The sequence below is a fragment of the Paenibacillus thalictri genome, from assembly GCF_004307995.1.
Taxonomy (GTDB): domain Bacteria; phylum Bacillota; class Bacilli; order Paenibacillales; family NBRC-103111; genus Paenibacillus_AF; species Paenibacillus_AF thalictri.
Map to the genome: position 1 here is coordinate 177,949 of NZ_SIRE01000002.1, position 12,623 is coordinate 190,571.

Genomic DNA, 12,623 nt, shown 5'->3' on the forward strand with positions numbered 1-12,623 from the left:
CTCCTATCCCTATACAATTCGGCCTTTGCCGCCCGATTTCCTTCTTGAACCAAGCAGAAATTAATCCGCCTCATTCTCCGCTTTGTTAGCGGTGAATTCGAAATATTTGCGGATCGGAACGTAGATAGCCAGCGCAAACAGGAGATTGATCAGCATGCTCGGCAGCATTTGATGAAAAAATACCCACTGAAAATCAAGATGAGTGACTCTGAACAACTTGTAAAGTCCGTAGACGAGCATATCGTAAAGCAGTTGGCCGACACCTATGGAGATCATGGTGAATACGATGCTGTTATGGGTCCGGCGATGAAGCAGTCCCGCTACGTAACCGGACAACCCCATGCTGAAGGATAGCGGTCCCAGCATCGGGGAATAATAGATCATATCTTGGAGCAAGCCGAAAGCCAGCCCGTAGACGAGCGCCGTATGCCGATTCTGATAAAGTCCGATGTAAAGCACGACAATCAGTATAAAATGCGGGGCGACATGCACCTTCGTCTGCCACACCGACGGGATGAGCCACTGCAAAACCGAGCCTTCCAGTACAAAAATGAGCAGCATCGAAAGCCATAAAACATTACGCAAGGCTATGGATCACCTCGTTTCGGGAACTTCGATGACAAATACTTCACGCAAATGAGTGAACGAAGCGAAAGGCTGGATCGATGCCTTGTAGGTAATGCCGAAATCTCCCACATCCTTGGAAACGACCTTGCCGATCTCGATTCCGGTAGGGAATACTTGGCCTAATCCCGAAGTAATGACAACGTCCCCCACCTCGAAGTGTTCCTTCTGCTCAATTTTGCTCACCGTAAGTAAACCCGTATTTTTCTCGAAGGTTTCCATCATGCCAAATGCTTCGTTTTCTTTCCCTTTCACCGTCACCGATATAGCCTTGTTGTCGCTTACGGTATCGTCCATGCTGGAGAGCAACTGGACCGTTGAATAAAACGACGAGGTCTGCATGACACGGCCGACTAGACCTTCAATCGACATCACCGCCATATTGGCCCGAATCCCGTCCTTCTCTCCCAAGTTGATCGTAATCGTATTGTTCAGCCGATCGGGACTTGCCGCCACAACCTCGGCAATCCGGAATTTATAATTGTTGGCCATCTTCTGCTGTTCGGTAAAACCAAGCGCCTCTTTCAGCCGCTTGTTCTGCAATTCCAAATCGTTCAGTTTGGTCGTATCTCTGGCGTATTGAATCAAGGTCATCTTAAGCACTTTATTTTCCTCAAAAATCGTGCGCAGCTGGCGCAAATCCTGAAAGAAACCCGCTATATAACCAGCGGGCTTGTAAAATATGCCTTGCGTCCAAGAGATCGTATCCTTCAAAAATTTCTCAGGCCAGCTAAGCCGCTCTCTTTGATTCAGCGTAAGACCCATCAAGGCGATGAAGAGAATTAAGCCAAGGAGCAGAATAAGCAGCCGCTTGTTCCCCATAAACTTCACTTGGTAGCACCTTCCACATTAGCTGAATAATTATCTCCGGTATCTGCTTGTAGGACCGCTTCTTGTTTTAAACAGATGAATGTTCTCCAGCGCTTTTCCCGTACCGATTGCAACGCAATCGAGGGCGTTCTCCGCAACAAGCACAGGCATGCCGGTCTCCCGGGACAACAGCTTGTCCAAATTGCGCAGCAAGCCGCCTCCCCCGGTCAGCACGATGCCGCGGTCCATAATGTCGGCCGCAAGCTCCGGCGGGCATTTCTCCAGCGTCACCTTGACGGCTTCAACGATGCTGTTTACCGTATCGGACAATGCATCGCATATTTCTTGGGCGGTGATAGTCATCGTTTTGGGCAGTCCCGATACGAGATCCCGTCCGCGAATTTCCATCGTTTCCCTGTCGCCAGGGACAAGCGCCGAGCCGACTTCCATCTTGATCGCTTCGGCCGTTCTTTCCCCGATCATCAGATTATATGTGCGTTTGATGTACTGGATGATCGCTTCATCCATTTCATCCCCGGCAATACGAATGGAACGGCTTGTTACAATGCCGCCAAGCGAGATGACAGCTACCTCGGTTGTGCCTCCGCCAATGTCGACCACCATGCTGCCGGTAGGTTCCCAAACGGGCAGATCGGCGCCGATCGCCGCGGCAAACGGTTCCTCGATTGTATAAGCGTCTCGTGCGCCGGCTTGCTTGGTGGCATCTTCCACCGCGCGTTTTTCCACCGCCGTAATGCCCGAAGGCACGCAAACCATCACATTCGGATGGCGTTGGAACAACCAGCCTTTATTTTGCGCCTGACGAATAAAATATTTAATCATGGTCGAAGTCGTGTCAAAATCGGCAATAACCCCGTCTTTCATCGGACGTACCGCGCGGATGTTCCCAGGTGTGCGCCCAATCATATTTTTGGCGTCATTCCCTACGGCTTCGATAGTTTTTGTATCGGTACGGAGGGCCACGACAGACGGTTCTCTGACGACGATACCCCTTCCTTTAACATAAACGAGTGTGTTAGCTGTGCCGAGGTCGATTCCTAGATCTTTAGTAAAACCACCGAACATAAGTATGTATTCTCCCTTCCAAGCTTAAGGCAAGTTTCTTAAGATTATTCGACACATAGCTCACTTATGCGACAGTCGGGTGAAAAAATGCCTGACTCTCATTGTACTACATCAAACCTTGCTGCTTCAAACTGACGAACTCCCCATCGCCGATAATGATGTGATCCAAAACCTCGATGCCGATGATTTCGCCGGATTCCATCAGGCGCTGCGTAATTTCGATATCTTCCGGGCTTGGACTCGGGTCTCCGCTTGGATGATTATGGGCGCAGACGATAGAAGCGCTGCTTCGTCCAATAGCAGCGCGAAATACTTCCCGGGGATGAACGATCGATGCGTTCAGCGAGCCGATCGACAATGTTTCCTGACCGATGACATGATTCTTAGTATTCAAAAAGAGGCAAACAAAATGCTCCTTCTGCAAATAACGCATATCTTCCATCAATAAGTTTGCTACGTCCTGCGGATGGCGGACCGTAACTTTGTCGTCCATGGTACTTCGTGCCAGCCGGCGGCCAAGCTCGATACCCGCTTGAATCTGTATCGCTTTCGCTTGTCCGATCCCTTTGATCGCGGTCAACTGGTCCTCGCTCATCTGCACGAGGTAACGCAGGCCTCCGCATTCATGCAGCACACGCTCCGCCAAATGGACGGCCGATTCGGAATAAGTACCGGTGCGCAGTAAAATAGCCAATAATTCAGCATTGCTTAACGCTTGTGCCCCATACTGCTGCATACGTTCTCTCGGTCGTTCCTCATGAGGGACATCGCGCAATGTCATTCGACGCGATTCCATCCATTCCCCTCTTTCGACAATCGGCTTGTTTTCAATCAACATATTATACCATTTAACATCCCTGTATTCCATTATTCGCCGCTTGAAAATAAAAGAAAAACTTCCATCGAAGTCCATCGCAGACAGACGCTTTATCGGTAAACAAAAAAGACGGCGGGCCGGGTCCTTTGACCCCTGCCTCACCGCTTTGGAGAATGCGCATTTTGCACGTGTAATTTTATTGGAAAAACGTTTGATACAACAAGTAAATATTTAATCCGGCAATAATGACCGCTACGACCCAAGCCAATATTTTCAACCAGGACTTGTTGGCGAATTCGCCCATTTTTTTCTTGTCGCTCGTAAACATAACAAGCGGAATTACCGCAAACGACAGCTGGAGCGATAATATAACCTGACTTAATATCAACAGTTGCGTCGTTCCGCTTTCTCCGGCTACGGCGGTGACAATAACCGCCGGGATGATCGCAATCAGCCTTGTGACTAGCCTTCTGATCCAGCCGGGCATGCGGATATTCAAGAAACCCTCCATCACGATCTGGCCCGCCAGCGTTCCCGTCAAAGTCGAGTTCTGTCCCGATGCGAGCAGCGCTACCCCGAATAAAATGCTGCCGGCCGCAGTGCCGAGCAGCGGTGTAAGCATTTGATAGGCGTCGCTGATTTCAGCGACTTCGGTCATGCCGGCCCGATGAAACGTAGCGGCGGATAAGATCAGGATCGCGGCATTGATAAACAATGCGAAGAAAAGAGCAATGGACGAATCCCATGTGGCAAATCGGATCGCTTGGCGTTTTCCCAAGGCAGTCTGGTCGAATTGCCGGGTCTGAACGATCGACGAATGCAGGTACAAGTTATGAGGCATTACCGTCGCCCCTAAAATGCCGATCGCAATATACAGCATATACGGATTCGTCACGATTTCCGTGCTCGGTACAAAACCTTTGGCAATTCCGAGCACATCCGGTTTGGATAAAATCATCTCGGCTATAAAACAGCCGCCAATGGTCATAATAAGCACAATGACAAGCGATTCGATATACCGGAAACCTTTGTTCTGCAGCAGCAAGATCAGCAGCACGTCAAATGCGGTAATAATGACGCCGTAGATCAGCGGTATTCCGAAAAGCAGCTTAAGCGCGATAGCCGAACCGATCACTTCGGCCAAATCGCAGGCCGCAATGGCCAATTCGCATAAAATCCAAAGCCCGATCGCTACCGGTTTGCTGAAATGATCCCGGCACGCCTGCGCAAGATCTTTCCCTGTGACGATTCCCAGTTTGCCGGAAAGCGCCTGAAGCAGCATAGCCATCAGATTGGATATTAAAATCACCGATAAGAGCGTATAACCGAACATCGAACCGCCGGCAATATCCGTCGCCCAGTTTCCCGGGTCCATATATCCTACGGCAACCAGATAACCGGGTCCGACAAACGCCAGAAATTTTCTGAACCATGAGCCTTTTTTCGGTACCTTCATGGAACGGTACGCCTCCGGCAGGCTCGGCTGAGTTACATTGATCTTCCACCCTTTGTTGGCGGCAGGTGCTGTTTGAACATCCTCACTCATTATCATTCACCTCATCTATTTCATTTTCCGTGGGCCACCATTTATGAGTCAAGCTAACACTTTTGACCAAAGGCAACTTTTTGCTGAAAAAAAATGGCATTGCCAAATTATGTTTAAAGTATATGCCTGTAAATTTGATTTGTTGCATGACTAAATTGTACTGCGTAAAATTTGTTTGTCAAGGGCAAAAAATTGCGGATAAAATGTCATGCCTTCCAAAGCTGCCCAGCTTGCGTTTACAAGTCCGCAATCGCTCGGAAGGAGGGCGGATTACCCAGCTTGAGCACTTATTTGGATTAAAGCGGCACCTTCAGGAAGTAGATTTAGTATCTCCGTTTCAGCGTTCGAATATGACATCTTTTACGCTAAAAAGCGGAGCCTCCCGTTACGAGACGCACTCCGCTTTTATCGCAAGTATGATGAAACTGCCCTTCATAAATTAAATCAATTCAGCCTGCTTAAGCAAGCGCTGGATCATGACGGCTGTCTCCGCTCTTGTCATGTAATCCTTCGGCGCCAGCTGCGTGCCGCTTCTTCCCGACACGATACCCGAGCCGATGCTGGCGGCAATGCTGCTTTGCGCCCAACTTGACGCTTGTGCCGCATCGCTAAATGGACGAATGATGTCGCCCGTTGATGGAACGGAAAGCTTATCTTTCAGTTTGGTCCATTTCATCGCGCCGGCAATGATCGCCATGGCCTCTTCACGGGTGATTTTCTCATTTGGCCGGAAGGTTCCGTCTTCAAAGCCGCCGATCAAATGATACGCATAAGCTGTGTTAATCACGTCGCTGAACCAATCCGATGCTTTTACATCCGAGAAAGGGGAAGTGCCTTGCTCCAATTTGAGCCCTAATCCGCGAACGATAATGGCTGCAAACTCAGCGCGGCTGATCTCTTTGTCGGGAGTAAACATCGTCCCTCCCGTACCGTCGATAACCATCCGCGAGCCCATATCGTTGATGGCTTCTTTAGCCCAATGGTTGGCTGTATCGCTAAATGCAAGCGGATGCTTGATAAGCGAATAAGTGCTGTTCGTCAGACTGTTTATCACCGCGAAATGCTTGCCGTCGATGGTCAGCACTTTTGTCGGCACATGGCGTACCTTACCGTCCGGTTCAACAACAACACCTGTCGTCACGCTTCCCGGATCTGCGCCGTCCGGAATCGCAATCGCGCGTTCCACATAAGCATTAAACTTCGATACTTCAATCGTTACCCCGCCGTATATAGCTCTTACCGTAAAATTAACCGGTGGAGCAACCAGCGTAAAGGTTCCTTTCTCTGCCGCATCCCCCACCGCTTTCAAGGCATCGGCTGCCGGGACGGCAATTTCGATTTGCACTTTAATATCTTGCAAGGCGACCGACTTACCGACCTGATCCGAAATGGAGTCGATATCGAATTGCTGGGCGGGCAGCGAATACGTCGCTTGATCCGTTTTGATTTGCAAAACCGCCTGCTTGTTTTCCATGTTTTTAACCATCTGTCCGTTTATTTCGCCAATAAACACGTCTGACTTCATTTCCAGCGACGATATGGTAACTACCGTATGCGGCCCTTCCGCCGCGAGCTTGTCATCCAGCTTTTTCTGGTCGATAACGATCGTTTTAACCGTTTGGTTATTACGATTGGATATCGTTGCCGTCCCCGCATTCTCCGCTTTGCCGTTGACGAGTACATTCACACCTGTGTTTGCCGGTTCCGATGCTGCAGAAGGCGCCGAACCTCCGCTGCTGGAGCTGGAGTAAAAAAACGGAACCACAGCAGCCGAGTCGGCTGAGGACAAGCCGTCACCTATCGCATTAACGGCTCTCACCGTAAAGGTATAGCTTTTTCCGTTGGTCAACCCTGTGACCGTTATCGGACTTACTGTTCCGCTGACTGTAATGTTGTCTGCCGAAGCCGATACCACATACCCCGTAATGGCGCTTCCGCCACTGTCGGCCGGGGCCGTAAAGGAAATCGTCGCTTGCCCATTTCCGGCGACTGCCGCAACATCTGTTGGCGTTGCCGGTACGGTGGCGGGGACTGCGCTTGCCGGAGCTGATTCTGCGCTTAAGCCCATCGAGTTGCCTGCTTTTACTGTAAAATAATACATCGTCCCGTTGGTCAGGCCGGAAACATCATAAGTAGTATACGTCACGGTTGCGACAGACGTATTGCCATATTGACCTTGAGTGGTCCCCATATAAATTTGGTAATAGGTGGCTTCCGTTACGGAGCTCCAGTTTAATGTCACTTGACGGTTTCCGCCGGCGGCGGCAAGATTCTGCGGTACATCCGGCGGGACAAGCAATATTACCGTTTGTGTGACGGTAAACGTCACATCCGTCATGTCGTCGGCCGATACGGTGACGGTTGCCGTATAAGTGCCGGGCGCAAGCCCGTCTTTGGCTTTGACCGTAAAACTGGCAGCCGGATCGCCTCTGTTTATCGTTGTTGTCAGCGGCTGGGTGAGCTCAAAATCCGTTCCGGTGATCGATGCGGCCACATTCGTCAGATTGCCTGTGCCGGTATTAGCGACGCTGATTGACTTTAATTCCTGATCCCCCGAGGCGTATCCTGCCGTCAGCGGCAATGCCGTCTGATTGGGTATAGCTGCAATCGTGTATGAACCTTCAACGACACGAAATTCATCCAACATGCCGTTGTAATAAAACCAGTTGTTGTTAGAGCTGGGGTACCCGCTATTATCGGCGACGCCCAACTGATTGTACTCCATGTTGAGATGATCGACCTCAGACCGTTTTTCTCCGATTAACCGACCGTCGATATAAAGCCGTATGGAATTAGCGCCTACTGACAATGCGGCTTTATGCCACGCTCCATCGTTTACGGCACCGGCGGTTGAGATCTTCTGTGCGCTTGTCCCATTCCAGAAGTTGGCATACATTTTCCCGTCCGTACCGACATAAAGGATCGGGATCCAATTGCTTATACTTGCAACTGTAGTTAATGCCGGCTGATTCTGATATCCGAGGATCGCTCCGCTCGAAGTCGTTTTAAACATCAAGGAAATTGTAAAATCAGTATGATTCGCGAGCAAATGCCGCGGCAGTTCAATGTATCCCGTGGCGCCGTCAAAAACAACCCCTTTCCCGGCGTAGCCGTCCTGATAAGTAACCGTGCCGTGAAGGGTCCCGTGGTTCCCTTTTCCGCTGCTGTCATTGACATTATTCTCAAACGAATACTCCGCCAAAGCGTGATTGACGGGATCTGCATGCACACTCCCTGCCACAAAACAAAGCTGTGCCATAAACAAGCCGATAATTAGCGATATGACGATTCCTAAAAATTTCCCGGACATGCCGATTTTTCTGAAACGCTTCCTTTCCGTTGCCCCCTTGATCCTACTCGCTGCTTGGTCTGCCATCCCGCTTTCTCCTTTTCCCTAAATTCTCGTAATCAGTCACGTAGATTATAGCGGCAGGTCATCAACAACTCATGAAAAAACGATGCAAAAAAAGCCCGCAACCCCTTTCTTCATGCGGGTTCCAGACTTTTTTCGACAAGGGAAAACGGCGTTTATTTCAGATCACGAACGTATTGCTCCAAGTCGTTTTCCGGCTTCATGTTATATTCTCTGGCCAGTCTTCGTTTATAGTCGTCATAAAGCTTCCGGGCCGATATGCGGTCATTTGTCCGAATGTACAGTTGAATCAAAGATGTAACTAAACCGGGGTGAAAAAAGTCTCTCCTCAGTCCCGCTTTCAGCGCTTCGACCGCTTTTCCTTCTCTGCCGGTCTCCGTATAATAGCTGGCCAGGCGTATCGTTTGCTGCAAATACATTTCTTCTAACCGCGCTCTTTTGGCTTCAGCCCAGTCGTAATAATTTGACTCCAAATATCCGGCACTGCACTGTTCGATGAGCGATTCCATTTCATACACCTGATCTTCGCTGACGGGATCCGGAAAGGAGGCGCATTTCTCCAATTGCTGAACATCGGAGCCAATGTGCCTCATCTCTAATTTGAACATATTATTTTCACAAATGACCAGCTCAGGCCACCCCAGATCCGCCAGCGTTTTTCTCATGTTGTACAAGCAGGTGCTGAAGTTGGCTAACGCCCGTTGCCCCTTGTACTTGCTCCAAATGTCTTCAAGGATGTTTTCCCTACCGGTCCATTTTCCGTTTTGATCCAACAAATAGGCGAATAATTCCTCCGATTTGTTTGTTCTCCATTTGACAGCAGCGCCATCCGCCTGCTCTACTCTTAATTTGCCGAAGCAGCTCACCTTTAGCGGCGCCTTATGGTTTGCCGAATCTTCGTTGTCTACGGGCGATATTCTGTCCAATGTTTTTCTTAATCGTTCCTTGGTCACCGGTTTGAGCAAATAATCCAGAGCATTTACTTCAAACGCTTCGATTGCATACTCATTGTAGGCTGTCACAAAAACAATCTTTGTTTGACGGGAGATGCCCAGAATCCGTTCAGCCATCATCATGCCGTTTATTTCCGGCATCTCGATATCCAGAAAAGCGAGGTCAAATGCAGACTCCATCATCCTATCCAAAGCGTCCCGCGGATTCGTGAACCCTTCAACCAAGCCCACGGACCCGCTATCCTCCAATAGATCGGATAGTTTGCCCACCGCAGCCGTTTCGTCATCAACCACGATTGCGCGAATCATGACCCGCCCCCTTCACTTGCAGGTATACGGAAGCGGACTTCCGTTCCGTGTCCTTCCTTACTCGATATGCCGATCCCTATTCCGTACAAATTTTGCAGCCGCAGATGAATGTTCCGCAGCCCCACCCTGCCTTGTTCGCCCTTGTCCGAAAGCAGTCCGCCCAGCTTGTCGGCGGCGATCCCGATCCCGGTATCCGCTACGCTAAATTCAATTTCCTGCCCCGTTCGTTTCACGCTAATTTGAACAAGCCCTCCCGCTGCTTTTTTCATCGTCCCATGATGAATTGCATTTTCCACTAACGGCTGAAGAATCAGCGGAGGAATTTTAACGGCAGCAACCTCCTCGTCCACATCAAATATCGTCTGCAGCCGCCCGCCAAATCTCATCTTTTCGATCTCGATGTAAGTATTTATAAATTCCAGTTCCCTTGCCAATGAAATCTGGGTTTCCAGGTTTTTAAAATCAAAGCTGCTTCGCAAATAGTCGGAGAAATGATCCAAGAGCTGCGCGGCCTTGGCCCCGTCCCTTGTGCAAAAATAAGAAATCGTATTCAGCGTGTTAAATAAAAAATGCGGTTTAATTTGCGCCTGAAGAAAAGCAACCTCGGATTGCAGCGTTTTTTGCACCGATTTTCTCAATTCAATCAGCGTTTTCACTCGCGCTCTAAACTCCATAGGTTCAAACGGCTTGATGAGAAAATCATTAGCTCCGGCTTGAAAACCAATCACAAGATCCTCCGGCTGATGTTTGGCCGTCACCATCAGCACCGGCAGTTCGAAAAATGACTTCGTTTCGCGGATAATCCGGCATACCTCATAACCCGACAGCGCAGGCATCATCACATCCAAAATAACAAGCCGAATCCCCGGATTTCGCCGCAGCTCCTCTAAGGCCTGCCTGCCGCCGGCAACCGCTGTGACGGTATATCCGTCCAATTTCAACAAATTCAAGGCCGCTTGCAGATTGGCGTAGTCATCGTCAACGACCAGGATATGTTCGCCGGACTGAATGACGCTGAACGTTTTGCCGTCCGCTTCTATATGCTGCTGACGATCAGCCAGCTGCATCCCGTATGACGGAAGCTCAGCCGTTTCTACAGCGTTCCTTTCGCCCGCAGGCAGCGTCACCGTAAAGCAGGAGCCTTGTCCCGGGGCGGAAACAACTTCGATCTGACCGCCGTGCAGCTCAACCAAGTGTTTCGTAATGGAGAGACCCAAACCTACTCCGCCATATTCCCTTGTAATCGATGAGTCCGCCTGCTCGAATGCCTGGAAAATAACCCCCAACTTGTCAGGCAAGATGCCTTTTCCCGTATCCATTACGCGGATTTCAATCAAACCTTCCTTTTCCTCGGCAGTCACCTTTACTTCGCCATGGTCCGTAAATTTCACGGCATTGCTGATCAAATTGTAAAAAATTTGCACAAGCCTGTTTTCATCCGCATGAACGGCAGGAAGATCGGAAGGAATCTCGAGACTCCATTGGATCGGTTTGTTCGGATACATGTGTTTGAAAACATAAAGTACCGATTCGGCGAGCGGCTCAATGTGAATCGATTGCTTGTTTAATGCGATATCCCCATGCTTTAGCTTGGACATGTCCAAGATGTCATGAATCAAGTGAGTCAGCTTTCTGCCGCTGGATGCAATCAGGTTCACATTTTTCGTCTGCCCTTGGCTCAGCTCACCTTCAACCCCATCCAACAATGATTCGGCGATGCTGATGATGCCATGCAGAGGTGTCTTTAGTTCATGCGACGTGTTGGCCAGAAATTCATCCTTCAACTTGTCGAACTCAATCAGCCTGCGGGAAAGAACCTGTACCTCCTTGAAGGACATCGAAAACCTGCGCGCAAGAATAAAAGCATATAAGAAAATAAAGGCGAAAAATCCGAGTGTGGAAAATTCGCCGGACCTGCTGGAGTCGCTTACGGCCGCGTAATAGAAATCAACCATCACTAGAAGCAGGCACAAATCGTTTGCAATAAAAGCAAGTATCGAAAAAGGCTGCCCTCTGATAACGGCTTTGGCCGTCGCATAATAAGCGTATCCCAGTACAATCAGGCAAAGCATATCGGAAAAAATAAAAAGCCGGGAGTAAACATGTGCGGGTGTAAGGGAGATGACCGTTAAAATAACGGCGGTCATAATGATAAAATAACGGCGGATCCGAGTTGAGAATTGCTCGGGAAACAATTCCCGAATCATTAGCGCAAAAACGAGCACTCCCCCATGCGAAGTAACATAATTCATATAAGTTAAGATGTTGAGGCTTACGCCGGGGAAACACACATAAATAAAATAGCTGCCCGTCATGATGATCCGGCCGATGAAAACAAGGCATACGCATGCAAAATAAAGGCTGATTTTCTGCTCGCGATTCATAAAAAACATGCTTAATGAATAAAAAGCCGCAATCGCAAGACTTCCCAAAATAAACGCATCTTTATAGCTCAGTTCCGTGTTCAGCTCCGTTATTTGCTCCGGAGTACCCAGAAATATCGAATGATTCATTCCCCCCTTGGCATAACCAAAGTTGGAGACGTGCACAATAATATCAAATTGTTCGGCCGGGGTTACAAAATCGGCGGTCAGCGGCTTCATCCCAGCTGAAAATCGGCCCGGTTCCGTCGCCAGCGTGCCTGCCGACACCAGCAATCTATCGTTAATATAAACCTTATACGCTGTGGACAATGGCATCAGCTTCAAGGACAACCGCTGGCCCGGAATGCCTGCTTTGACCGAGAGCTTGTACGTTGCAAACCCGGATTCTCCCAAGCTGCTTTCGTTAACACGATATGCGTTCCAATCCTCAGGTACGTGCGCAATGACATCCGGCTGGACAATGCCGCCGTGCTGAAAGTCCGCTTCATAAAGAAACCGGTTCCAATAAAACTCCCATTCTCCGTCCAGCGTCCTTAAGCCATCCTGGACATTCCGGGACGACAAGTCGAGAACCCCGTTTTGAATGGACATCATTTTATGCTTTGATTCAAAAACAACAAAATAAATGGCTGCCAATGTGGCAACCAATGCGGCAATGATTAACAGTTTCCTTCCCGCTGCATCAAAGGAAACTGTTTTAAGCATGGGGGAACTCCCCCCA

The 12,623-nt window shown here is 49.3% G+C and carries 8 protein-coding genes and 1 pseudogene; all 9 read right to left on the reverse strand.

From position 1 onward, the window contains the following. Positions 1 to 60: 60 nt before the first annotated feature. Positions 61 to 585, reverse strand: a complete 525-nt coding sequence (gene mreD, locus EYB31_RS01090; RefSeq protein ID WP_240761989.1) for a rod shape-determining protein MreD — start codon at positions 583 to 585, stop codon at positions 61 to 63. A 9-nt stretch (positions 586 to 594) separates the two neighbouring features. Next, positions 595 to 1,446, reverse strand: coding sequence for a rod shape-determining protein MreC (gene mreC / locus EYB31_RS01095; protein ID WP_131011416.1), 852 nt, complete (start codon positions 1,444 to 1,446; stop codon positions 595 to 597). Between the two features lie 39 nt (positions 1,447 to 1,485). Then, positions 1,486 to 2,520 (reverse strand): rod shape-determining protein, encoded by a 1,035-nt coding sequence (locus EYB31_RS01100; protein ID WP_131011417.1) that lies wholly within the window; start codon positions 2,518 to 2,520, stop codon positions 1,486 to 1,488. Positions 2,521 to 2,626: 106 nt separating this feature from the next. Further along, positions 2,627 to 3,316, reverse strand: a complete 690-nt coding sequence (gene radC, locus EYB31_RS01105; RefSeq protein ID WP_131011418.1) for a RadC family protein — start codon at positions 3,314 to 3,316, stop codon at positions 2,627 to 2,629. 217 nt (positions 3,317 to 3,533) lie between these two features. Beyond that, entirely contained in the window at positions 3,534 to 4,883 is a 1,350-nt protein-coding gene (locus EYB31_RS01110) for an Nramp family divalent metal transporter (protein ID WP_131011419.1), read from the reverse strand. Between the two features lie 439 nt (positions 4,884 to 5,322). Beyond that, positions 5,323 to 6,849 (reverse strand): S-layer homology domain-containing protein, encoded by a 1,527-nt coding sequence (locus tag EYB31_RS41470; RefSeq protein WP_420819413.1) that lies wholly within the window; start codon positions 6,847 to 6,849, stop codon positions 5,323 to 5,325. 81 nt (positions 6,850 to 6,930) lie between these two features. Further along, a pseudogene (locus EYB31_RS41475) lies at positions 6,931 to 8,259 on the reverse strand (LamG-like jellyroll fold domain-containing protein); the annotation flags it as partial. 152 nt (positions 8,260 to 8,411) lie between these two features. Beyond that, the gene (locus EYB31_RS01120) at positions 8,412 to 9,518 is read right to left on the reverse strand and encodes a response regulator (RefSeq protein WP_131011421.1); all 1,107 of its coding nucleotides are present in this window, start codon (positions 9,516 to 9,518) and stop codon (positions 8,412 to 8,414) included. Beyond that, positions 9,515 to 12,607, reverse strand: a complete 3,093-nt coding sequence (locus EYB31_RS01125; RefSeq protein ID WP_131011422.1) for an ATP-binding protein — start codon at positions 12,605 to 12,607, stop codon at positions 9,515 to 9,517. Before EYB31_RS01125 ends, EYB31_RS01120 begins: the two co-directional genes overlap by 4 nt. Positions 12,608 to 12,623 lie beyond the last annotated feature (16 nt).